This is a genomic window from Pseudomonas sp. Pseusp18 (assembly GCF_059506005.1).
Genome location: NZ_CP169240.1, coordinates 982501 through 1007017, shown reverse-complemented (window position 1 = coordinate 1007017; position 24517 = coordinate 982501). Strand labels below are relative to the sequence as shown.

The following is a 24517-nucleotide window of genomic DNA, read 5'->3' as shown; positions in this document are numbered from 1 at the left end:
TCTGAAAGCCTTGAATTACTTGGCCTCTAGCGTTTCTGGAACACATGGAACACATGGAACACCGCTTTTTCGTTACCTATGGATTAGCCTTCCCCTCGCCCCTTTTCACGGCGTGAACCTTCAGCGCGAACGGACGCGGCGGATAGCTCGAGATCCGCCGACTGCTGTGTCCGATTCGTCCCAGGTGAAGGAGCCGTAGCGGCAGATTTTACGGGTCCTCCCTGAGGGGGGCCTCCTACACGGGTTATCAGACTCGCGGATTTCCTCTAGCTAAATTTTTTACATCAATGTCCGTCTTTTCAAAACATCTCCTTAGAAGTTCCCTAGTAATCTTGGACGTAAAAAAAGCCCTTAATAGGGCTTAATATTTACATCACTTCAACGACGACTAACATACAAATCACAGCCCTACACATTTAAATTCAAATAGCTTTTAAATGGTAGCCAATCTAAAAACTTAACTACTTAAAAAACCTTTTAACAATTCCAAACGCAATATTCGCGCTAAGCTGACTGCAATATTCTTGATAATTATCAGACTTCGCTCTATCTGCCAGATCGGATACACACTTTATACACAAAGCTTGTGAGGTTGGCATGACCGACATCTGAGTAGTGAAATATAAGCCATAGCATTCCATATCAACACCTATGGCCTTTCGATGCTGGCTGAAGAAACGATCATGCAACGCAACGTCTTCTACTACCGAACTCCCAGAAACCATTGGCCCAACGTGCAACACCGGCTTTTTGGCTGGTCGAGATTCCTGAGAAGTCCAAAATTCTACAGCTGAAGCCTCCATACCGCGTGCCAGAGCAACTAATTCAGGGTTACCTTCTTTTTGATCAGGTGCTGATTCGAAACTTCCATCATGCAAAACCTTGCCACTTTGCCAATCCCAGCTTCTTTCAGCAATGATAACGTCGCCAAGGGCGGAGTCTTTCAACCCCCCACAAATTCCCGTCATAAATACAAGCCTAGGAAAATATCGTTCCCATATGACTCGCATCATAAACGAGGCTGCAACCATACCCATTTGGTTTGAGTGCGCGCAGATAAACGTCCTGACCTTTCCATTTATTTCACTTGTCCCTTCTTGAATAAGGACACCATTCCCTAGCGACTGCTCTGCGCCCCATACTATTGGGAGTTTCAGAACTGCTGCCAGCTCAGGTTTCCTAAGAGCAGTGACAAAACAAACGTCAACTTTGTGATCCCTAGGAGCGTCTTGGGAAGATTTAATACGCAATATCAACGAGCGCAGCGACGCTTTCCATTGCGACACATCTGGAGCAACAAATAGGATCTGCGTCAAGTTATCCCTAAACCGATTTTCGTATTCGGTCAACACTTCACTATCAGCAGTAGTGCCTACAATTGTATCCGGGGAAACATACTCCCCATCTACAACTATCATCCTTAAAATTTCTAACCCAACGGATGCATGCGGGGTATCTTTATCCCTATTAGGCAATGCCAAGTCTAGCAACATAAGATTTATAGTATGAGCATGTTCTACTAAAGCCTGGCGCGTCTCGGCAGCATTAGTTACAGTTATAATATTCTGCTGAGAAACCCCAAGAGCTATAAGCTCAGACTCAAGAAGCCTTGCCTTATTATCATCATCTTCTGCGATAAGCACTTTAATTGCCATCATACTCCCCTATGATTGCTAAACGTAGTTTTGACCGCCAGTCGCTTTTTTGACTTGCGTAATATAATACAGCAATTAGATTTGAACGAAACCGCCGCAATAGCTGAGCCGTTAAAGTTTCTAATGTTTGAGCTGAACCATCTACATCTGAAAACTCACTGTATTGAGTTATGACAATAGCCTTAGTCAATTCTGATTCAGATTGTAAAAAGCGCAGTATGTCTTTACCCCCAAATGATTGAGGAAGCCCTCCCCCAGACTTATCAACATCAAAATCATATGTCGGTATCGACATATCTACAACACACATATCATAAAAATTATCAGAGATTTTTTCAATTGCAGAGGTTAATGACTTAGCCGTATCTACATGACTTATTTTTAGTTCCTCAGCAAGAAAGTTTACAATAGCGTTTAGCTTTGGCTTATCATCTTCCACAACCAATATTTTTCTATTAGTTACTGTAGACATCGTACATCCCTCCACGCTTATGCAATGGTATGCACGCTTTAACTACAAACTTATTATCAACGATATTGATAGTGAGTGGTTCAGGACATACAGATCGATCAATTTTAATGGAGTAACGTGCTATTTTAGGAAGACCGGACCCTCCTTCACTTGCGACCGATTCAACTTCCAAATCCTTCTGAAACTTGCGCCGTATCTCGTCTAATCTTACAGCCGTCAACTCCTCAGCTCGCAAATTTGAAAGAGGGCTTACTACGGTAAATGTAAGAAAATTATTCTCAACATCATGAGATGAGCTGATATGAATCTCATATTCTTCCTCTCCCAACCCCGAATACTTCCAAGCATTTTCAAGGGTTATGCTAACGCTTTCAACGATAGCGCCTAAGCCAATACCAGAAAGAGGCAAGCCAGTGCAATCGGAACCTTCAAATATAATCCTTGCATTAAATCGGCGATATATATTCTTCGATGTTTTACATGCGATATCGATGGCCTCGCATAGTTTGAACTCTCTTTCAGAGACATGCGATTCTGAATGAAACCATTTTGCAGCTACAGTACATTGGAGTGCCGTCATACCTCCGATTCTGCGTAATGCGACGACGAGCGAGCGTGATGCATTCCCTGTCGGCTCAATCTCCTGAACGGCGTTCTCAAATAACTGATGCGTTTTTTCCTGGAACTCAGTTGAAAAATAGTCATAAAGCTTCATTAATGACGGCTTCAACAGTTCCCAAAATAAGCCAAAAGAAACGGATACGAAATGTTGAAATTCCAGTTTTGCACCGAGCACGGCAATTACTTTACCAAAGAAGGTGACATCATGATTTATCTGTATATAGCCTTGAGGGTGTTTGTCATCTCGAATTCTAATTTTATTTAAAATTGCATCATTAATTAATTTCAACAGCCCTTCAGACAGCGTAAACAGTGCTGGCTTAACTACACGCTCTAACGCCTCATCATCGATACCCTCGAAATATTTATAACAGCTCTCATCAAGCTTTCCTTCAGCGACTAGAAGCCCCCCCTCATCTATAGGACCTAGAAATGTATTCTTAACAGTACCATGCCTAATTCGTGCGCTCAAATAGCAGTGAAGCCCGTCTAACGGGTCATTTAGGAACTTTGCTTCTAGCCGCTCAACAATACTCAGAAGCAACTTATTATCTTCAGTCAGTTCATCAGACTTCAGTTCATCTAAACGATCTGCAGTGGGCGATTGGGAGTATTCTAATAGCTGAGTCTGAAGTATTGCGGTGGTTCCCGTATCTGATGACTCTAACTCTTTCCAGTTGTCGAAGTCGTGACGAAGCTCTTTTTCAGCCCAACGCGCAATTCCAGCCTCGTTTACGAAAATCCTAGTCTCTTCAACATGAGTAAGCCCAGCCCAAAGTGTATCGCGGAGGGTAATATCCATAATTTCAGAGGCATAAATCTGCTCTTTATCAGAATCTAATTGCACGAGCATTCGAAGTACTTCGAGACGCTCAGCCATCACCTCTCTACTTGTTTTAAAATTCAGCAACGTAAGATTTTCTTGAATCCAAACATTTGCAAAGAAATCGATGAGAACTTTTCTTCTTGGAGTGTCCTCGCCTATTAATTCACTTGAAAGAATTTCTTTACCGCCAATCAAATGTACCTTTCTGCAACCCATCTTACAGATATACTGAATCTCTTCATCTTTATTTCTTAGCGAGGCGCTTGTATAGTGCGCAACCAAACTAACAACGATAGGATCGAAACCCGAAAACTCTCCCCAAGAGTTATCCTCGAATATTCGAAACAGAGGATATTCAAAGAACAATACTGGGTCTTTGTGAATTAAACCTAGAGCCAATTCAATCGCTTTTGACAATTCAAACTTTCCACAATAAATTTCAAGCTGCAGCTTCTCAGCTTGCCTTTGCCAGTATTTATTATCGGAACACAAATGCTTTACAATCAGATCACATTCTTTAAATCGACTTGAGCGAAGCAAACAACCACTTAACCATAATGCCGATGTATTAGAAATAATATCTAGCTTTTGCTCATCTAAACTCCCCGCCTTCACATCAATTAAAACTGCCGCGTGAATGGCGTCTGGATGTGACGTACTGACAGCGATTTTTTGTATAGCACTCCAAGCGTCGTCGCTTTTCATTGAAAAGCATTCTTCAACTTTGAAGCTAGATGAAACGAAAGAAGCCCAGGGCTGCATGGTTATTTTTTCAATATAGCTAGATGCGATGCTGGTTACAAAACCGCCAAGAGCAGGACCTACAGGCAATGGACGGAGGCTTAATGAAAGTTTTTCTAACTTAGCTAAACTTTGATGTTCTGAAACGCCTCCTTGGTTAAGCATTGATATCACATTGAGCTCGGCAAGCTCAGAATTAAATCCAGTGTTATGCGAGGTTAGATTTTCTTTAAAAACATCAGCCAATTGCGAGGATACACTTCCGGTCGGCCCACAATAACTTTCATCTACAAAATATAATATTTTATCTATGCGATAATCTTTTACTCCAGCGGATTTAACTTTTCGCATCATCGTAGCTATTGTGCCGTAGGATCCCTTTGGTTCCTGCGCTGCAATAATTGACATAGCAGATTCTAGAAAAGTATTGTAGCAATCGTAAACTGAGTTACTAAAATCAACCGTGAGACATTCTGCGAGAGATTCTTGATAATCGTCTACTCTTCCCAAGCCTCGAAATGAATAGTAGCGCTGTATCCTTTTCCTACCTTTCAGATTTTTTTCGAGAATATCTGACCAACGTGAATATATCGCATCAATAGAATGCTTTTCATCGATCCGCTCCGAGAACATTGCAGATGCGAAGTTAATTATCCTAGTACCCGCTTTATCTTTAATCCATTGAGAGAGTTCTTTTACCCTTTCCATGCCGCCCGATCGGTGCACCAGATAATATTTCAGTTCCAGCCCCCAAAATGACCATCCATTCTCCTTTTGGAAATCATCTAAAACTGACTCAGCGTGCGCAAAATTTCCTGACAATATATTGTCTTGTATGGTTACCAACACTTCGTTGTATTTGTTTATTTTATTTGAATGAAGCGACAGCCATTCACCAATAAATACAAAGTCGCTTTCCAAACCGAGACTATCTAAACTACAATTAAACCCTAAATCTATTACGTTACGCTGCCCTGTGTACATTACCGACTTGAACTTCTTCGTCCAAACATCAAAGTATGCTTTAACTAGAGCATGATAGGACTGAATCGGCGTTTGCCTTCTTATAAAATTCAAGCACAGATTAAAATCAACAAAACCTTTTGCCGCTGCGGTACTTAATGATTTAAAAATCATTTTTTCTAAATGCTTTGACAAACCACTGCTCCTCTTATATGCCGTTTCAATTTTAGCCGATAAAACTTATCTAAAATTGATCTAGTGAGTTCCCTTCCCATAGCAAGGTTTGACAACCCTCTATGCGTCATCTTAGCTATAACACGCTATGGACGTTCACAGCGGTCTACCTAGCGTCGAGAATAACCCCGCCCTCGAATGGTTACTAGCATATTGATATCTCAGTGACGTACGCCGAACCACACGCTTCCACCTTGGTTCATCGCGTACAGTTACGTAATCTGATGCTTCTGAGCCAAGCTATCGTCGGTTCGGTAGGCATCTTTTCCGCTGCCTTCGTTGCCCACCTTATTGAACGGCTTCAAAGAAGAATTGCTATACCCTGAGAGTATGGTGATTATAAGGAACGCAGCGAGCATCCTCCTGTATCCCTACCTGTATCCCAGAAGGTAGAGTATGCCTGCAAGCCCTTTATTTACTGGCGCAGTCGAGTCCCCCTCGGGCACCAAAATTAAGAAAGGTCTTGCTTAGCAAGGCCTTTTTTTTCGCCTGTAGAAAAGCCATTGCCCGCACCGCTGTCGTGTGACGGCTGCCGAAGGTTGCGATCTTTTGATCTTGCTTCTCTTACGCACGTCCCGCACCGGTGGAACATTTCACAAGGATTCCCTCATGGAATTGCAGCTGGAAAGCGTCGCCCTCTTCTCCCTGAAACTGGCTTACGAGACGGAAGATTCAAGTCCGATTTTGCGTGATGATCTGGTCATGGGTGATTACCAGCGGGATGTGTTTGAGCTGCTGGTGCGGCGGGGGGATGTCGAGGCGATTCAGTTGAAAGTGGATGAGTGTGTGGGGTTGGCGCTGGACGCCATCGGTGGTGTGGATAAGCCGTTGGGGAGGGAGCTGCAGAGGTTGGCGGCTGAATTTGCCGGGATTCAGACGATGGGGCAACTTGATGGTCCGCTCGTTGCGCTCAAGGATTATTTGAAAGACATTCAATAAAGGCGGGCGGCCTAAAAAGCTGGAACGCCCGATAACCGGACCGTGGGCTAGGTCGCAAGAACTGGCTCTTCGCAGGTTCACTGCGCAGCGAAAAATGGGCAGCGGGCGATTGAGATCGAAGAGCTTCCACCTCATAAATGGAGCGAATCACAGTCGGACTGGATTGGTGAGCGCTACGTCCCGAATCGGGCCATTCCAAGCGATGGGTGAGAGTAGGAATACTACGATAAGGAAAGCTACCTGGGACAGGTAGAACGGCTCCAGCCACTGCTGCTTCAATGCGACGTAAAAAGTGTTATGGGTTACGTCGACCAAAATAATCGCTACCGTGAGCACGATTCCGGCTCTTGGTTTGATGAAAAGTAACAGTGCTGCAAGCGGATCAAAAAACGTAAGCGCTCCCCAGAAAATACGGCTACCCAAGTAAGCGTCAGGCCCGTATCCGTAGTGCCAGAGCAATCCATGCGAAACGTCTGCACGGATGTGATTAGCGGTTGCAATGAAAAGGCAGCATGCGAACAAAATCCTGACAGCGAATGACAATCTTGGCATAGCGTTATCTACATTCGTGATCTACGCCCTGCATGATAGCGGGATCGACCAACGACGCGAGCAATTGCAAACTGGGAAGGTCTGATAGATAAACGCTTACGGGAGCTACTGGAGATTGGCGGCTGATTTCGGAGCGACGTAGACGATTGAGCGTAAGCGTCTGCCCAACACATCTTGCTCAATGTTCAGCTTTTGTCTGGGAGCAGGAAATCTACCTCATAGATTCCCCGTTCCGCACGGATGGTCACAGGGTGTGTGATTGGCCTTACGTCACTCAACTCCCATGCGAGCCAGCCATCCTCAAAATAGCTTGCACAGGCCGCTTGCATGTCAGCGAGGATGAAGGGGCGCACGGCCTTCACGCGCACAATTGCGACGGCAATACCCTCATCGTCTTCGTCCCCATCGGTATGCAGAAATCGCTCGTTTTCCACAATCAGGAGATCCTCGGAAGGATCTAAGTCTGGATGCCAACGACGGACTTCGAGGATTTTCTCGCCAGAAGCGATTCGGCCGCCACTGGGCCGTACAATTGATAACGCCTTTATGGTTCTCTCCTAAAAATTAGACGCTTGGAAAATAGTCGCTTCGATAGGGTTCCACTCATGCGGCAGAAGCTCGCCGATCCGCTTCCAGCTTCTATAAGGCTCCGTCTCGCTAAGAGGTGTGAGTAGGTCGTGGGAGCGATGCGATCATTTGATCAAAGGCCGCCGCCGCATACCTTCCATCAATGCTTTTCAAGGTTGGCATTTCTAAAGGAAAGCCAAATCGTACTCTGCCGGGAAGCACTTTATTCATAGCTGAATACCAGGCCAGCAGAGCTTCTTGGAGGCGCACGTGTAGCTCGAACTTACTCCGACGACGGGTAGTGTCTGCTTTGGCTCGCTCTCGCGCGAGCTGAGGATCTATGCGACCAACAATGTAACAGTCAGCAAAACCAATACGCCCTTGTGCGATAGTTTCTCTTGTGGCATCCAACTCTGTTCGCCAGTCGTGTTCGCTCGCCTCACCGATCTGCCACAGGCTCCAAATGTAGTGGAGTTTGAGAGGGTCACTGTCACACAAAGCCCACGAAGCAGCGGCTTCCATGGCCAGCGCTTTTTGCCAGCGATCCACGTTTCGTTCCGCCCAAAAAACGGCTGCTCCGGTTGGATTTTTTATGCGATCCGGTTCGTCTTCAAAGCGGCCATTTTCAGCAACGACGTGCTGTCCTCCATGCTTGGCGCACCAAGTGGTTTTCCCGCTGGCACTGATACCTTCAACAACCAAAATCATACTTCCGACTACTCCGTTCGTTGCGTCATTTCTGTAAGTCTCTAAGCATCGGGGGGCTTACGTGGTTTCTATCGCCATCCACTGATGCGGTAGAAGCTGTCCGATTTCTTTGGCCCGCTGCGTCGGCAGCCGCGTCAGCACATCTTTGAGATAGGTATACGGATCATGCCCATTCATGCGCGCCGATTGGATCAAGCTCATGATTGCAGCCGCCCGTTTACCGCTGCGTAGCGACCCGGCAAACAACCAGTTCGAACGTCCGAGCGCCCATGGCCGTATCTGGTTCTCAACCTGATTGTTGTCGATGGGCACAGCCCCATCGTCCAAGTAGCGCGTCAGCGCTACCCAGCGTTTCAAGCTGTAATCGAGGGCTTTAGCCGTAGCTGAGCCGTTGGGCACCAGATCGCGCTGGGCCAACATCCAGTCATGCAGTGTTTTGATGATCGGTACCGCCATTTCCTGACGTATTCGCCAACGATCTTCATCACTCATGTCCCGCGCTTGGCGTTCGACCTCATACAAACCGCCAATCGAGTGCAAGGCCTGTTCAGCCAACTGACTTTTGCTCGCCACGTGCAGATCGAAAAACTTGCGACGGGCGTGGGCCATGCAGCCGATTTCAGTGATGCCTTGTTCAAAACCGGCTTTGTAGCCAGCGAAATCATCGCAGACCAACTTGCCGTTCCAGTCGCCCAAGAAGCTGCGCGCATGTTCTCCGGCACGGCTCGGGCTGAAGTCGTAGACCACCGCGTTGAGCGCTGAAAACGGCGTAGTGCTGTAGGCCCAGACGTAGGCCCGGTGGGTTTTCTTCTCTCCTGGCGCAAGCATTTGCACCGGTGTTTCATCAGCGTGAACCACGCCTTGGCTCAGCACCGTTTCACGCAGTGCATCGACCAGCGGCTGGAGTCGCACGCCGGTTTGGCCGACCCACTGGGCCAAGGTCGAGCGAGCAATGGCCAGCCCGGCGCGGCCGAAGATTTTCTCCTGCCGGTAGAGCGGCAAGTGATCGGCAAACTTGGCCACCATCACGTGGGCCAGCAGGCCTGCGGTTGGAATACCTTTGTCGATGACCTGGGCTGGCACCGGCGCCTGAGTCAGGGTTTCGCACTGACGGCAGGCCCATTTGCCACGCACATGTTGCTCGACCGTGAATACCCCTGGCGTGTAATCCAGCTTCTCGCTGACGTCTTCGCCGATGCGTTGAAGTTGGCAGCCACAGGCGCACTGGGTGCTTTCTGGTTCGTGACGAATCACCGTGCGCGGAAACTGCGGCGGCAATGGCGCACGCTTTGGAGATTGCCGTGGCTCGGCCTGTGGTGAAGCTGGGAGGAGCTGTTTTAGCTCGGCCTCGATAGCTTCAAGGTCTGTGTCGAGCAGGTCATCCAGCAAGCTGCCTTGCGCTGGGCTGATTTGCTCGCTGCGCTTGGCAAACTTGTGGCGCTTGAGAAGGGCGATTTCGTAAGTGAGCTGTTCGATGATGGTTTCATCGTTCTGGATCTTCCTGCTCATCGCCTCGACCTGGGACTGCAACTGCAACGCCTGTGCCGCCAAGGCACGAAGCTGTTCCTGGGTCATCTGGTCGAGATTGGGCGAGAAAGTCATGCCGCCGATTGTGCCAGAGCAGAAACGGGACGACGACAAGTAGACCGGCCAAAAGGCCGGCGTTTACAGTATGCTAATCACACCGCCTGCGCCGACTCGCTGCCACGGCAGGCCCAGTACCAGCGCCTGGAGTTGTTCGCTGTCGAGTTCGACCTCGCAGCCATGGCGAATGCCGGGCCAGTGAAACTTGCCTTGATTCAGTCGCCGCGCTGCAAGCCAGACTCCCACGCCATCGTGCACCAGCACTTTCATCCGGTTAGCCCGGCGATTGGCGAAGAGGTAAGCGCAGTGCGGCTTCGCCGCACCGAACACCGCGATCACCCGGGCTAATGCCGTCTCGGTGCCGGCGCGCATGTCCATCGGTTCAGTGGCCAGCCAGATCGCATCAAGGCGGATCATTGAGCGACAGCCCGAATAAATAGCGCGCAGCCCTCAGGGTCTGAGGGTGGCCACTTCACCGTTAACACTTGTCCGGCCATGGGCAACTCAATGACCACTGACGTTTCGGCTGGCCGTTTAGGTGCAGCCTTCAGCGGGACAAATGCTGGCAGCGAGGTTGCTGCGGGCTGGTCTCGAAAGAGCGGCATCCATTTGCGGATGACGTTGGCGTTGATGCCGTGGCTGATGGCGACACTGGACACGGTTGCGCCAGGTTGCATGCATTCCTGAACGACTTGGGCTTTGAACGGTTTCGGATAAGAGCTTCGTTGGCGCATGGGAATCCTGGCAAATAAGGGTGATCGCGTCCGCTTGAAAATACGCGGACACCATCGCCCTTAATGCTGGAGTTCGGAAGGTGAGTTCGCCGGACGCTTACGATTGAGCAGCTGTATTTGAAAAGCATTCTGTGAAAAACAAGCGAAAAGCGCGGCAGAGCACTCTGCGTAAAAACCACCAACTTTTGAATAAATTAAGCAGGCAACACAAACCTCGCTTCAAGCCTATGCAACAATTCAAACGTATTCAAATAAGGAACATCAAGCTCCTGGCAAATATTAGGAATAATAAATTTCCGTTTTGCGTCGAGATTCAGCACTTCATGAGTAACGACTGTAGCCCCTGTAGTCAACGCTTTCGCAATTAACCATGGGTCAGCCCCCGCTAAAAACTCTTCCATTGCGCCTATTTTCATCTTAGGCGCTTGACCAGCCACAAGCCCCGCAACCTGCGCGAATGCCAGTTGCGTATCCTTATCGGTGGTGGAGTGAAAGAAATCAGAATTGTCCTTCGCCCAACCCGCCAGGTCGTCATGCCCTTTTGTTAGCTCATCCATTACAGGTCCAATACTGGCTAAAGCCAATGCTTTATTTTTCAGCAGTAACCATTGCCAGAAGCCAGGACAGATAGCCATTCCGTAGTAACGGTTCTTGGCTTCGATCAGTGTGTTAGCGTCAAGTAAATGATTCATTCCGTAATCTTGTTGGCTAGAGTCCTTAATTTAGCAGGTTGCACGCCGAGCAAACTTCCCGCCTCGCGTAGCAGCATCCGGCCACTCATTGCTTCAGTCAGCACTGCCTTGCTTAGGCGAGGGCTGTTTTTCGCGGTGGCGTTACGGTAATAGTCACCCGCGCCACCTTTTTCATCCTGGAAAGCCTTGAGGATCATTCGATAGTAAGCGCTATAAAGTGCTTGGCTTATATAACCAAGATCCAGTGCGCGGCGACCGACAGCTAATTTACTGATGTGAAACCGAGTGGCTAGCGGAGCTAAATTCTCTTCCCAGTTAACATCTGGGTTCCACAGGGCTCGGAATGGGGCTTCAGGAGCCAGAAATTCACCTGCCACTGCATTGCAGAAACGCTCCTCGTCTCGACCATTTGCAGTGTTTCCGTCAGACACTCCACTGCTACCAATCCATATATGGGCCAGCTCGTGAAGTAAGGTGAACAGCCTGGCGGTGGGGGCATCGGAACTGTTGATGAATACAACGGGGGCGTAGGCATTACTGATGGCAAAACCCCGAAACTCGCTCACTTCAAGTTTGCGATGAGTATTCCCTAGCGCAATGCCACTGCGCATAACCAAAACTCCAGCCATTTCTGCGGCTTCGATCAAGGCACGGCTGTATTTTTCGTAATCCAATCGAGCAATGTCAGGATTCACGCCAAGGATTCGGCGGATATCGTCCACCACCTCTCTGACTTGAGATCTGCTATTGAAGCGAGCTACAAAAGCCAGCGGCTGATGCTCCTGGTGTTGCAGATACTCCAGATACCAATCCTGCTTACGTATGGCATCCCTCACGGTGTCCAACAGTTCCAGACTGGGACGTTGAGGTGCAATCCCACCGACGGTCCGCAGATCAGGCAAAGGCAATTGTTCGACGGGCGGCTGCTGAAGAAACAGGAAACCAAACGGGATGTGAGCGACATTCGCCCACTTTTGAGCCTGAAGGAATGTTGGTTTGGTCTCGCCAGCCTCCCATTCCTCTACTCGATCAGGTTTCACTGGCAGCTTTTTAGCAACCTGCTCAGTGGAGAGACCTGCGCGCTCACGAGACCATGTGAGCAGGCTTGGATTGACGAAGGCAGCTTGGCTCATAGGGTCGCAGGCAAATCAGATGGGGCCAGTAAACGTTCGAGAGCATCTTTAACAGATGCATCCGACTGACGCTGGTTCCAGTTATCTGGCATTGCCTTTCTCCTTGGCTATTAAAGGTCTGGTGGTAGCGACTACAGATTAGTAGAGAAGCAGAGCTACCGACGGTAGAAGCGCGCGATTATGAGGTAAATCCGGAATGACCCGAAGCGCAAATATGTAACCCGCAGACAGATGGCATTACCCTGTTTCAATGTGTTTCATGACGCAGCACACCTTTCTCCATCCCTCCGCCCCTTCTTCATCCCCCGAATATCCTCTGTGACTGATCATATAATCACCCAGCGCTCTCGAAGGTTGCAGGAAAAGGGTCTGCACGATACCCTCCCACCGTCGCTGCAAATTCAGCGACCGGGCTTGGTAACCCGAGGTAAATCACTGCGCAACAGTGCCATGCGTCCGCAGGCGCTTTTTTTTCGCCTGCGATCTGCGTTATGGCGGCTGTGCGTGGGACGTCTTCGGGCGTGCCGGTTTCCTTGATTTCCCGGTTTACCAACCTGCGCACAGCTGCCACCCATTCGCTTGGTAACGAATTGTGGCAGCTCTTCAAATTAAGGAGCTTTGCAATGCGCAGTATGGATCCGTACAAAATTTGGCTATTACCTCAACGCGATTCCCAATCGCATAACGCCCCACCATCCACCCTCTCCCACCGCATCTCCATCATTGGAGGTGGCAAATGACCGATCAATCAGACCTCAAAACCATCGGCTTAACCCCCGCCATCTACTGCTCCGATCAACCACTCTTCCACGTCACTCACGGCGTCCCGCTCGGCGATGCGTTATCGATGGCTTCTGATTTTCTGTTCCTCGCCAAGAAGCTGACCGAAGATGCTGCCTACGCCAGGGACACCGACCGTCACGCCTGGGCTGCGCATTATTTGACAGCGATGAGTAAGGCGCTGGTTGATGATGCGGTGAAGGTGCTTGCGCAGGATCGGGATTCTGCATCGACAGCTAAGCAGTCGGAGGCGGAGAAGTCTGAAGCGTAGCGGTTGAACGATGGCGGGATTGTTTTGATGCCTGTCGTTGGCTGGGATGACGCCTGGGGGAGTGAGCTGCTTGGGATTTTGGCCAAATATCAGCATTGATGTTGGCTGGGTTGACGCTATCGCGGGCAAGCCCGCTCCCACAGGGGTTGTGTGTGCTGACTGGGATTTTGGATTAGCCCCTAGGTTTTTCGGGGCTTTTTATCACTCGGTTCAGCGTGAATGTTTATAGGGCTCTTGGGTTATAGAGCAATAAATCGACGCATCTGCTCCCTGAAATCACCCACAGATCTGATGCTGTTTCTCACCCGTAATGCTTGCTATACATCCTCCATCGACAAGCCCTCAAAGCATTGAGCCAGTGCGTGAACGCCCCACGCCCCGCTCATCTAGACTTAATGGATAGTCGTAGGCAGAACCGAACACGTCGCTTTGGTGCGGATGATTCAAAGGCGGCGTGGCAAGCTGCGTGATATGCCTGAAGAGGTGCGGCAAAGACCGCGCCGGGCACAACAAGATGCCCACTCAGGGTGCCCTGGCCAACGGTCTGAAAATGCCACGAAACCGTGACGTGGCGTGAACGCCGCAGCCGACACTTTCGGACGACCGACAACCGCCTGGTTTGTCCGTGACCGTGAGGAATGCTGTATGTCTGATGAGATGTTGCACCTGCCTATGGTCAACAGCCTGCTGGAGCGCCACAAGGGTTTGCCCGGCGCATTGTTGCCGATCCTTCATGAAATTCAGGAGGGCATCGGTTATATCCCCGATGCCGCCGTTCCCGAGATTGCCCACGCCCTCAACCTGAGTCAGGCCGAGGTTCGCGGGGTGATCAGCTTCTACCATGACTTCCGTACCGCGCCTCCGGCCCGGCATATCCTGCGTCTGTGCCGGGCCGAGTCCTGCCAGAGCCGCGGCGCCGAGCAGCTCGCGGCGCAATTGCGCGACCGCCTGCAACTGGACGACCACGGCAGCAGTGCCGACGGCAACATCAGTCTGCGCCCGGTGTATTGCCTCGGCGCCTGCGCCTGCTCGCCTGCCCTGGAGCTGGATGGTCAGGTGCATGCGCGGCTCACTGCCGAACGCCTGGATGCCCTGCTCAACGCTTGCCAGGAGGACGCATGATGCCGACGCTTTATCTGCCCTGTGATTCTCTTGCCCGTGCCGTAGGCGCCGATGAGGTGGCCGTGGCCCTGACCACTCAGGCCCGGGAGCGCGGTCTGTCGTTGGACTTGCAACGCACCAGCTCGCGCGGCCTGTACTGGCTGGAACCGCTGCTGGAAATGGATAGCCCGCAAGGTCGTATCGGCTTCGGCCCGCTGACCACTGCCGATGTGCCGTCCGTGCTCGATGCGCTGCAAGGCGAGCCGTCCGCTCATCCGCTGGCCTTGGGGCTGGTGGAGGAGTTGTCTTATCTGAAGAGCCAACAACGCCTGTTGTTCGCCCGCGCCGGCATTACCCGGCCGCTGTCCCTGGAAGATTACCGGGCTCATGGCGGTTTCGAGGGCTTGACCCAGGCCATCGCTCTGGGCGGCGAGCAGACCGCGACTGCAGTGTTCGATTCGGGCCTGCGTGGCCGTGGCGGCGCGGCTTTCCCGGCCGGGATCAAATGGCGCACGGTGCGCGGCACTCAGGCTGCGCAGAAATACATCGTGTGCAACGCCGACGAAGGCGACTCCGGCACCTTCGCCGATCGCATGTTGATGGAAGGCGACCCCTTCCTGCTGATCGAAGGCATGGCCATTGCCGGCATCACCGTCGGCGCCAGCTACGGCTACATTTATGTGCGCTCGGAATATCCACAGGCCGTGGCCACCCTGCGCGAGGCGCTGGACATCGCCCGGGCCGCGGGTTACCTCGGCGCCAATGTCGGTGGCAGCGGACTGGCCTTCGACATGGAAGTGCGGGTCGGTGCCGGCGCGTACATCTGCGGTGAGGAAACCGCGCTGCTGGACTCCCTCGAGGGCAAGCGCGGGATCGTCCGCGCCAAGCCGCCGATTCCTGCGCTGCAGGGCCTGTTCGGCCTGCCGACCCTGGTGCACAACGTGCTGACGCTGGCCTCGGTGCCAATGATTATGGCCAAGGGCGCGCAGTTCTATCGCGATTACGGCATGGGCCGTTCCCTGGGCACCATGCCCTTCCAGCTGGCGGGCAATATTCGTCACGGCGGTTTGGTGGAACGGGCCTTTGGCCTGACCCTGCGCGAACTGGTGGAAGACTACGGCGGCGGGACCGCCAGTGGCCGGCCGCTGAAGGCCGCGCAGGTTGGCGGCCCTCTCGGCGCCTGGGTGCCGCCGTCGCAATTCGATACGCCGCTGGATTACGAAGCCTTCGCCGCCATCGGCGCGATGCTCGGTCACGGTGGTGTGGTGGTGGCTGATGACACGTTGGACATGGCCCACATGGCGCGCTTCGCCATGCAGTTTTGTGCCGAGGAATCCTGTGGCAAATGCACGCCGTGCCGTATCGGCTCGACCCGGGGCGTTGAGGTGATCGACCGCCTGCTGGCCGCGCCTGACCAGAGCGGTCGCGATGAACAGGCAATCATCCTCAAGGACCTGTGCGACACAATGCAATACGGTTCGCTGTGCGCGTTGGGCGGCATGACCTCCTATCCGGTCGTCAGCGCCCTCAAGCACTTCCCCGCCGACTTCGGTCTGCAAGCCTCGGAGGCCGAGCAATGATCACTGTATTCGACCCGAAAACCGATATGGATCTGGGTACCCCGGCCCGCGAAAGCCAGGTGCAAGTCACCCTGAACATCGACGGCCAAAGCATCAGCGTGCCCGAAGGCACCTCAGTGATGCGCGCTGCCGCGTTGCTGGGCACCACCATTCCCAAACTGTGCGCCACCGACAGCCTGGAAGCCTTCGGCTCCTGCCGCATGTGTCTGGTGGAGATCGACGGCATGCGCGGCTACCCCGCATCCTGCACCACGCCGGTCAGCGAAGGCATGACCGTGCACACCCAGACGCCGAAGCTCGCGACCCTGCGCCGCAACGTCATGGAGCTGTACATCTCCGATCACCCGCTGGATTGCCTGACCTGCTCGGCCAACGGCAACTGCGAGCTGCAAACCGTCGCCGGCCAGGTCGGCCTGCGGGAAGTGCGTTACGGCTATGAGGGCGAGAACCATCTGGACGACGTGAAGGACACGTCCAACCCGTACTTCGACTACGACCCAAGCAAGTGCATCGTCTGCAACCGCTGCGTGCGCGCCTGCGAAGAAACCCAGGGTACGTTTGCCCTGACCATTACCGGGCGCGGATTCGAATCCCGGGTCGCGGCCGCCGGTGGCGAGGACTTCCTCGACTCGGAATGCGTGTCCTGCGGTGCCTGTGTGCAAGCCTGCCCGACCGCGACGCTGATGGAAAAAAGTGTGGTTGAACTGGGTCAACCCGAACACAGTGTGATCACCACCTGCGCCTATTGCGGTGTGGGCTGTTCGTTCCGCGCCGAGATGAAAGGCGACCAGCTGGTGCGCATGGTTCCGGACAAGAACGGCCAGGCCAACCACGGCCACTCCTGCGTCAAGGGGCGCTTTGCCTGGGGCTACGCGACTCACCCGGATCGTATCACCAAACCGATGATCCGCAAGTCCATTAACGACCCTTGGCAGGAAGTCAGCTGGGATGAAGCGGTGACTTACGCCGCCAGCGAATTCCGCCGATTGCAGCAAAAATACGGCCGCGATTCCATTGGTGGCATCACCTCCAGCCGCTGCACCAACGAAGAAACCTATCTGGTGCAGAAACTGGTGCGTGCGGCCTTCGGCAACAACAACGTCGACACCTGTGCGCGTGTCTGCCACTCACCGACCGGCTACGGCCTGAAACAAACCCTGGGCGAGTCCGCCGGCACACAGAGTTTCGACTCGGTGATGCAGGCTGACGTGATCCTGGTGATGGGCGCCAACCCCAGCGACGCTCACCCGGTGTTCGCCTCCCAGCTCAAGCGCCGTCTGCGTGAAGGCGCGCGACTGATCGTCATCGACCCACGCCGTATTGACCTGGTGGACACGGTGCATGCCCGCGCCGAACTGCACCTGGCCCTGCGTCCGGGCACCAACGTCGCCATGCTCAACGCTCTGGCCCACGTCATCGTCACCGAAGGCTTGCTCAACCAGGCCTTTATCGACGCCCGTTGCGAGGGCAACGATTTCGCCCACTGGAAAGAGTTCGTCAGCCGAGCGGAAAACTCGCCGGAAGCCCTTGGCCCTGTCTGCGGCGTAGAACCTGCCGATATCCGTGCCGCTGCGCGCTTGTATGCCACCGGCGGTAACGCGGCGATCTACTACGGCTTGGGCGTCACCGAGCACAGCCAGGGCAGTACCGCGGTCATGGGCATTGCCAACCTGGCCATGGCCACCGGCAACATCGGTCGCGAAGGCGTGGGCGTGAACCCGTTGCGTGGACAGAACAACGTTCAGGGCTCCTGCGACATGGGCTCCTTCCCTCACGAACTGCCCGGTTACCGTCACGTCTCCAACGAGGTGGTACGGACGCAGTTCGAACAGGCCTGGAACGTCACCCTGCAACCCGATCCGGGCCTGCGCATTCCCAACATGTTCGAGTCAGCACTGGCCGGCAGCTTCAAGGGCCTGTACTGCCAGGGCGAAGACATCGCCCAGAGCGACCCCAACACCCAACACGTCACCGCGGCGCTGTCGGCCATGGAATGCATCGTGGTGCAGGACATTTTCCTCAACGAAACCGCCAAGTTCGCCCATGTGTTCCTGCCGGGCGCCTCGTTCCTGGAAAAAGACGGCACCTTCACCAACGCCGAACGGCGCATCTCCCGGGTACGCAAGGTCATGGAGCCTCTGGGCGGCAAGGCCGACTGGGAAGGCACCGTGGCTCTGGCTAACGCCCTGGGCTATCCGATGAACTACAAGCATCCGTCGGAAATCATGGATGAAATCGCCAGCCTGACGCCGACCTTCACCAACGTCAGCTACGCCGCACTGGATAGTCACGGCAGCCTGCAATGGCCATGCAACGCCGCGGCACCGGACGGCACGCCAACCATGCACATTGAGGAATTCGTGCGTGGCAAGGGGCGCTTCATGCTCACCGGCTACGTGCCGACCGAGGAGAAGGTCAACAGTCGCTATCCGCTGCTACTGACCACCGGGCGCATCCTCAGCCAGTACAACGTCGGCGCCCAGACCCGGCGTACTGAAAACGTCGCTTGGCACGATGAGGACCGCCTGGAAATCCACCCGACCGACGCCGAGAGCCGTGGCATCAACGAAGGTGACTGGGTCGGCATCGGCAGCCGCGCCGGCCAGACCGTACTGCGGGCACGAGTCACCGAGCGGGTTGCCCCAGGCGTGGTGTACACCACCTTCCACTTCCCTGAGTCGGGCGCCAACGTCATCACCACCGACAACTCCGACTGGGCTACCAACTGTCCGGAGTACAAGGTCACTGCCGTGGAGGTCAGCCGCGTCTATCACCCTTCCGAGTGGCAAAAACGCTATCAGGCATTCAGCGACGAACAACAACGCCTGCTCAACGAACGTCGCCATGAACGTAGCGCCGGGACAAAAGCCGAGGTACGCCGATGAGTACGGACAACCTGATCAAGATGGTCAACCAGATCGCCCAATACTTTGCCAGCGAACCGGATCAGCAACAGGCCGTGCTCGGCGTGCGCAATCATCTGCAGATGTACTGGACGCCCGGCATGCGCAAGGAGTTGCTGGCCTGGCAGACGGCGCATCAGGGGGCAGACTTGCACCCGCTGGCGCAGGCGGCGGTTAGTGGGGCGGGCTGGGAGGCTTAGGTTTACAGATCCCTTGGCCTGTTGAGACGGGCCAAGGGAGCGTTCCAGCGTTTTTAACGTCGACCCTTTATTCAATGAGTGACAGAGCCAAACGCAGCCAAAATCCACATCAATCAGCAACATCCTTCGGCATAACCCCATCGGTTTGATATCGTGTTGCCATCGCCTCATCTCATCAAAGATGAGCAATGGCGGTTTCAGGGTTATTGCGAACAAGGAAAAGGATTGAATGCTGCTAATTGGCGTATTGGTGTTCCTCGCTGCGACAGTGGGGATGTGGGTTTGGGTGGTGAAAAACCGCGGAGCTGTGAATCTATGGCTCGCCAACCTGGCAGGTGCCGTGGGTAGCTTTATTGTCGGGATAGCGGTGCTGGTTCTGTTCAATAGATGGCTTGCCCCCGGAGAAGCCTCCTCAGCACGGATCGTTTTATACGTACTCTATACGCTGATGGCGGTTATGGGCGCCTTCGTCGGCACATGGCTCTTGGTGATGGCCAGACTGAAGCAGTCTGAATACCCCGCCTTCCGTCATTTGATTGCCGGGACGTGTAGTCTGTTGGCGGCAGCGATCACTTTGGTAGTGTGGTCAGTAATCCTCCTCCCCAGCAAATGAGTATCTCCCCAGGCAATTGCTGAACCTCAGCCTGGGCCTGCATGATCATCGCCGGCGAGAGTCCTTGCCCGTCGGCGTGAAACTTCCAGAAGTCAGGCTCGCACGTAGACCCAGGCACTGATGCCGGACTTGAGGGTCACTCTGACGCGTTTGTAGTCCGCTACCTCGTATTCGTCGGCCGCGACCAGCTCTTGGGCCGTGATCTCGAAAACAGTGCCGGCGATCTCGTCCGACAGGTCGCCACTCTCCTGCACGATCGGATGATGGCTTTTCCCACTCGCCGCCAACACCGCCGGATCGGTTATCTCGACCAGGTTCTGCTTGTAACCTGGCAGGCTGTCCAGGCGCCCTTTCAACTCGCGCCCGAAGGTGGACAGCTGAACGGCCCGGTCCTGCAAAGTACCGTAAGAGAACAGCAGAACCGGTTGCTCTGTTTGGTTTGGCATGAGGTTTCCTTGATCAGATAAGCAAGTCTTCGTAGAACGCTCCGAAAGGGCGCTCAGGGTGGGCGATCTGGATTTCCAGAATCCACAGGCCGGTCGTCGGGCACTTGTCTAAATCCCCGAGGTCGCCACCACGGTGAATCGCATGAGGGAAATCGCTGACTCTGTGGCCTTTGATGTTGAGGTTGAGCTTCCACCCCATGGCTTGCGCCTGGTCAGCCGCATAGCGGTAAAGCTCCATGCCGGAAACCTGCTCACTACGCCAAAAGCCTTCGACCCGATTGAAAAGCTCCCGGGAGGCCGCGGCACAGGCGATCATTTCCGGGTCGGAACCGGTGGTGAAAGTCGCCCCTGCATCACCTTCGTGCTCTTGCCAGACCGCGCCCATGTCGACGAAGAAAATATCTTCGTCACCCAGCACAGGATCGCCATCGGAGCGCTGTTTGAACGTCTTGAGCGTATTGGCGCCAAAGCGGATCAGCAGCGGGTGCCAGATGCGATCCATGCCAAGTTCCGACAGAACCTGTTTACCCAGTAACTGGACTTCGGACTCGCGCATGCCGGGAGAAACAACCCGGGCAATCTGTTCGATGGCCTTCCAGGTCATCTGCTGCGCATGGCGCATCGTTTCCAACGTGTAATGCTCGCCTACTGCTTCTTTACCGCTCAGGGCCGCTGTCATCGATCATTCCTTTTGTACGAATTCTCGCTATATATTTTCATATACTGCGATATTCGATAAAAAAGATATAGCCATGATCCAGGCTGAAGAAACTTTCCTGCGGACAAAACAAAACCCCTACCTGCATACGCAGATAGGGGTTTCGGAATTTAATCTTGACGATGACCTACTCTCACATGGGGAAACCCCACACTACCATCGGCGATGCATCGTTTCACTTCTGAGTTCGGGATGGGATCAGGTGGTTCCAATGCTCTATGGTCGTCAAGAAATTCGGGTACCGAACCGTCTTTCGACGCTTCAGCAAATTGGGTATGCGATAGTTTGTGCGGCTTTTGTGAATGGTTGCGAACTTTCGGTTCATTGCGTCTTCACACACCGCAATCTGGCCTCTTTCGAGTTCACAAATTGCTTGGGTGTTATATGGTCAAGCCTCACGGGCAATTAGTATTGGTTAGCTCAACGCCTCACAGCGCTTACACACCCAACCTATCAACGTCGTAGTCTTCGACGGCCCTTCAGGGGACTCAAGGTCCCAGTGAGATCTCATCTTGAGGCTAGTTTCCCGCTTAGATGCTTTCAGCGGTTATCTATTCCGAACATAGCTACCCGGCAATGCCACTGGCGTGACAACCGGAACACCAGAGGTTCGTCCACTCCGGTCCTCTCGTACTAGGAGCAGCCCCTCTCAAATCTCAAACGTCCACGGCAGATAGGGACCGAACTGTCTCACGACGTTCTAAACCCAGCTCGCGTACCACTTTAAATGGCGAACAGCCATACCCTTGGGACCGGCTTCAGCCCCAGGATGTGATGAGCCGACATCGAGGTGCCAAACACCGCCGTCGATATGAACTCTTGGGCGGTATCAGCCTGTTATCCCCGGAGTACCTTTTATCCGTTGAGCGATGGCCCTTCCATACAGAACCACCGGATCACTAAGACCTACTTTCGTACCTGCTCGACGTGTCTGTCTCGCAGTCAAGCGCGCTTTTGCCTTTATACTCTACGACCGATTTCCGACCGGTCTGAGCGCACCTTCGTACTCCTCCGTTACTCTTTAGGAGGAGACCGCCCCAGTCAAACTACCCACCATACACTGTCCTCGATCCGGATAACGGACCTGAGTTAGAACCTCAAAGTTGCCAGGGTGGTATTTCAAGGATGGCTCCACGCAGACTGGCGTCCACGCTTCAAAGCCTCCCACCTATCCTACACAAGCAAATTCAAAGTCCAGTGCAAAGCTATAGTAAAGGTTCACGGGGTCTTTCCGTCTAGCCGCGGATACACTGCATCTTCACAGCGATTTCAATTTCACTGAGTCTCGGGTGGAGACAGCGCCGCCATCGTTACGCCATTCGTGCAGGTCGGAACTTACCCGACAAGGAATTTCGCTACCTTAGGACCGTTATAGTTACGGCCGCCGTTTACCGGGGCTTCGATCAAGAGCTTCGCGTTAGCTAACCCCATCAATTAACCTTCCGGCACCGGGCAGGCGTCACACCCTATACGTCCACTTTCGTGTTTGCAGAGTGCTGTGTTTTTAATAAACAGTCGCAGCGGCCTGGTATCTTCGACCGGCGTGGGCTTACGCAGCAAGTGCTTCACCCTCACCGGCGCACCTTCTCCCGAAGTTACGGTGCCATTTTGCCTAGTTCCTTCACCCGAGTTCTCTCAAGCGCCTTGGTATTCTCTACCCAACCACCTGTGTCGGTTTGGGGTACGGTTCCTGGTTACCTGAAGCTTAGAAGCTTTTCTTGGAAGCATGGCATCAACCACTTCGTGTTCTAAAAGAACACTCGTCATCAGCTCTCGGCCTTAAGATCCCGGATTTACCTAAGATCTCAGCCTACCACCTTAAACTTGGACAACCAACGCCAAGCTGGCCTAGCCTTCTCCGTCCCTCCATCGCAATAACCAGAAGTACAGGAATATTAACCTGTTTTCCATCGACTACGCTTTTCAGCCTCGCCTTAGGGACCGACTAACCCTGCGTCGATTAACGTTGCGCAGGAAACCTTGGTCTTTCGGCGTGGGTGTTTTTCACACCCATTGTCGTTACTCATGTCAGCATTCGCACTTCTGATACCTCCAGCAAGCTTCTCAACTCACCTTCACAGGCTTACAGAACGCTCCTCTACCGCATCACCTAAGTGATACCCGTAGCTTCGGTGTATGGTTTGAGCCCCGTTACATCTTCCGCGCAGGCCGACTCGACTAGTGAGCTATTACGCTTTCTTTAAAGGGTGGCTGCTTCTAAGCCAACCTCCTAGCTGTCTAAGCCTTCCCACATCGTTTCCCACTTAACCATAACTTTGGGACCTTAGCTGACGGTCTGGGTTGTTTCCCTTTTCACGACGGACGTTAGCACCCGCCGTGTGTCTCCCATGCTCGGCACTTGTAGGTATTCGGAGTTTGCATCGGTTTGGTAAGTCGGGATGACCCCCTAGCCGAAACAGTGCTCTACCCCCTACAGTGATACATGAGGCGCTACCTAAATAGCTTTCGAGGAGAACCAGCTATCTCCGAGCTTGATTAGCCTTTCACTCCGATCCACAGGTCATCCGCTAACTTTTCAACGGTAGTCGGTTCGGTCCTCCAGTCAGTGTTACCTAACCTTCAACCTGCCCATGGATAGATCGCCCGGTTTCGGGTCTATTCCCAGCGACTAGACGCCCTATTAAGACTCGCTTTCGCTACGCCTCCCCTATTCGGTTAAGCTCGCCACTGAAAATAAGTCGCTGACCCATTATACAAAAGGTACGCAGTCACCCAACAAAGTGGGCTCCCACTGCTTGTACGCATACGGTTTCAGGATCTATTTCACTCCCCTCTCCGGGGTTCTTTTCGCCTTTCCCTCACGGTACTAGTTCACTATCGGTCAGTCAGTAGTATTTAGCCTTGGAGGATGGTCCCCCCATATTCAGACAAAGTTTCTCGTGCTCCGTCCTACTCGATTTCATGACTAAGAGATTTTCGCGTACAGGGCTATCACCCACTATGGCCGCACTTTCCAGAGCGTTCCGCTAATCTCAAAGCCACTTAAGGGCTAGTCCCCGTTCGCTCGCCACTACTAAGGGAATCTCGGTTGATTTCTTTTCCTCAGGGTACTTAGATGTTTCAGTTCCCCTGGTTCGCCTCTTGCACCTATGTATTCAGTACAAGATAACCATCTTATGATGGCTGGGTTCCCCCATTCAGACATCTCCGGATCAAAGTCTGTTTGCCGACTCCCCGAAGCTTTTCGCAGGCTACCACGTCTTTCATCGCCTCTGACTGCCAAGGCATCCACCGTATGCGCTTCTTCACTTGACCATATAACCCCAAGCAATCTGGTTATACTGTGAAGACGACATTCGCCGAAAATTCGCATGCTCAATTAAGAGCAACTCACAAATTTTACCTTAGCCTGATCCGTTACCAGTGAAAGTAACGTTCAGTCTATCTTTCTATCACATACCCAAATTTTTAAAGAACGATCTAGCCAAAGACTAGAAATCAACATTCACCATCATCACGATGG

General features: G+C 52.9%; 19 protein-coding genes and 2 rRNA genes. 7 read left to right on the top strand and 14 right to left on the bottom strand.

What is annotated here, in order from left to right:
• Nucleotides 1-461: 461 nt before the first annotated feature.
• From ACEN9A_RS04380 to ACEN9A_RS04370, 3 genes are read right to left on the bottom strand one after another with little or no spacing between them, the layout of a single operon-like run.
• Entirely contained in the window at nt 462-1655 is a 1194-nt protein-coding gene (locus ACEN9A_RS04380; RefSeq protein ID WP_413387177.1) for a phosphorylase family protein, read from the bottom strand.
• Nucleotides 1645-2127 (bottom strand): DNA-binding transcriptional response regulator, encoded by a 483-nt coding sequence (locus tag ACEN9A_RS04375; protein ID WP_413387175.1) that lies wholly within the window; start codon nt 2125-2127, stop codon nt 1645-1647. The genes ACEN9A_RS04380 and ACEN9A_RS04375 overlap by 11 nt, the downstream gene beginning before the upstream one ends.
• Nucleotides 2111-5473 carry a hypothetical protein gene (locus ACEN9A_RS04370; RefSeq protein ID WP_413387174.1) on the bottom strand — a complete coding sequence of 1121 codons (3363 nt, stop codon included), beginning with the start codon at nt 5471-5473 and terminating at the stop codon, nt 2111-2113. Before ACEN9A_RS04370 ends, ACEN9A_RS04375 begins: the two co-directional genes overlap by 17 nt.
• A gap of 648 nt (nt 5474-6121) precedes the next feature.
• Here ACEN9A_RS04370 and ACEN9A_RS04365 point away from each other — a divergent pair.
• Nucleotides 6122-6451: a hypothetical protein gene (locus tag ACEN9A_RS04365; RefSeq protein WP_258672435.1), complete on the top strand. Its 330-nt coding sequence runs from the start codon at nt 6122-6124 to the stop codon at nt 6449-6451.
• A gap of 737 nt (nt 6452-7188) precedes the next feature.
• Here the strand turns inward: ACEN9A_RS04365 and ACEN9A_RS04360 are convergent.
• The 7 genes from ACEN9A_RS04360 to ACEN9A_RS04330 all read right to left on the bottom strand — a co-directional run bounded on the left by ACEN9A_RS04360 (nt 7189) and on the right by ACEN9A_RS04330 (nt 12421).
• Nucleotides 7189-7536: an ASCH domain-containing protein gene (locus ACEN9A_RS04360; RefSeq protein ID WP_258674140.1), complete on the bottom strand. Its 348-nt coding sequence runs from the start codon at nt 7534-7536 to the stop codon at nt 7189-7191.
• A 124-nt stretch (nt 7537-7660) separates the two neighbouring features.
• On the bottom strand, nt 7661-8278 hold the full coding sequence (locus ACEN9A_RS04355) for a hypothetical protein (protein WP_258672434.1): 618 nt from the start codon (nt 8276-8278) through the stop codon (nt 7661-7663).
• 57 nt (nt 8279-8335) lie between these two features.
• The gene (tnpC, locus tag ACEN9A_RS04350) at nt 8336-9880 is read right to left on the bottom strand and encodes an IS66 family transposase (RefSeq protein ID WP_258672432.1); all 1545 of its coding nucleotides are present in this window, start codon (nt 9878-9880) and stop codon (nt 8336-8338) included.
• Nucleotides 9881-9943: 63 nt separating this feature from the next.
• Complete coding sequence (gene tnpB / locus ACEN9A_RS04345; protein ID WP_258672431.1) at nt 9944-10279, bottom strand: IS66 family insertion sequence element accessory protein TnpB; 336 nt, start codon at nt 10277-10279, stop codon at nt 9944-9946.
• Nucleotides 10276-10596 (bottom strand): IS66-like element accessory protein TnpA, encoded by a 321-nt coding sequence (tnpA, locus tag ACEN9A_RS04340; protein ID WP_258672430.1) that lies wholly within the window; start codon nt 10594-10596, stop codon nt 10276-10278. Before tnpA ends, tnpB begins: the two co-directional genes overlap by 4 nt.
• Nucleotides 10597-10790: 194 nt before the next feature.
• Entirely contained in the window at nt 10791-11288 is a 498-nt protein-coding gene (locus tag ACEN9A_RS04335; protein WP_064616231.1) for a DUF4411 family protein, read from the bottom strand.
• On the bottom strand, nt 11285-12421 hold the full coding sequence (locus ACEN9A_RS04330) for an XRE family transcriptional regulator (protein ID WP_258672428.1): 1137 nt from the start codon (nt 12419-12421) through the stop codon (nt 11285-11287). Before ACEN9A_RS04330 ends, ACEN9A_RS04335 begins: the two co-directional genes overlap by 4 nt.
• 736 nt (nt 12422-13157) lie before the next feature.
• Here ACEN9A_RS04330 and ACEN9A_RS04325 point away from each other — a divergent pair.
• The 6 genes from ACEN9A_RS04325 (at nt 13158) to ACEN9A_RS04300 (ending at nt 19869) form a co-directional block, all read left to right on the top strand.
• On the top strand, nt 13158-13472 hold the full coding sequence (locus tag ACEN9A_RS04325) for a DUF3077 domain-containing protein (protein ID WP_258672427.1): 315 nt from the start codon (nt 13158-13160) through the stop codon (nt 13470-13472).
• A 645-nt stretch (nt 13473-14117) separates the two neighbouring features.
• Nucleotides 14118-14594 carry a formate dehydrogenase subunit gamma gene (locus ACEN9A_RS04320; RefSeq protein WP_018926718.1) on the top strand — a complete coding sequence of 159 codons (477 nt, stop codon included), beginning with the start codon at nt 14118-14120 and terminating at the stop codon, nt 14592-14594.
• Nucleotides 14591-16153 carry a formate dehydrogenase beta subunit gene (locus tag ACEN9A_RS04315; RefSeq protein ID WP_258672426.1) on the top strand — a complete coding sequence of 521 codons (1563 nt, stop codon included), beginning with the start codon at nt 14591-14593 and terminating at the stop codon, nt 16151-16153. Before ACEN9A_RS04320 ends, ACEN9A_RS04315 begins: the two co-directional genes overlap by 4 nt.
• Nucleotides 16150-19038 carry a formate dehydrogenase subunit alpha gene (gene fdhF / locus ACEN9A_RS04310; protein ID WP_019581640.1) on the top strand — a complete coding sequence of 963 codons (2889 nt, stop codon included), beginning with the start codon at nt 16150-16152 and terminating at the stop codon, nt 19036-19038. Before ACEN9A_RS04315 ends, fdhF begins: the two co-directional genes overlap by 4 nt.
• Nucleotides 19035-19256, top strand: coding sequence for a formate dehydrogenase subunit delta (locus ACEN9A_RS04305; RefSeq protein WP_237886552.1), 222 nt, complete (start codon nt 19035-19037; stop codon nt 19254-19256). Before fdhF ends, ACEN9A_RS04305 begins: the two co-directional genes overlap by 4 nt.
• A 229-nt stretch (nt 19257-19485) precedes the next feature.
• Entirely contained in the window at nt 19486-19869 is a 384-nt protein-coding gene (locus tag ACEN9A_RS04300) for a hypothetical protein (RefSeq protein ID WP_019651861.1), read from the top strand.
• Between the two features lie 92 nt (nt 19870-19961).
• Here ACEN9A_RS04300 and ACEN9A_RS04295 read toward each other — a convergent pair whose 3' ends face one another.
• The 4 genes from ACEN9A_RS04295 to ACEN9A_RS04280 all read right to left on the bottom strand — a co-directional run bounded on the left by ACEN9A_RS04295 (nt 19962) and on the right by ACEN9A_RS04280 (nt 24309).
• Nucleotides 19962-20315 (bottom strand): gamma-glutamylcyclotransferase family protein, encoded by a 354-nt coding sequence (locus tag ACEN9A_RS04295; protein ID WP_019651862.1) that lies wholly within the window; start codon nt 20313-20315, stop codon nt 19962-19964.
• Between the two features lie 13 nt (nt 20316-20328).
• Complete coding sequence (locus ACEN9A_RS04290; RefSeq protein WP_258672425.1) at nt 20329-20994, bottom strand: aminopeptidase P family protein; 666 nt, start codon at nt 20992-20994, stop codon at nt 20329-20331.
• A 153-nt stretch (nt 20995-21147) separates the two neighbouring features.
• Nucleotides 21148-21263: ribosomal RNA gene (gene rrf / locus ACEN9A_RS04285) — 5S ribosomal RNA — on the bottom strand.
• Nucleotides 21264-21417: 154 nt separating this feature from the next.
• Nucleotides 21418-24309, bottom strand: a 23S ribosomal RNA gene (locus tag ACEN9A_RS04280).
• Nucleotides 24310-24517: the final 208 nt, after the last annotated feature.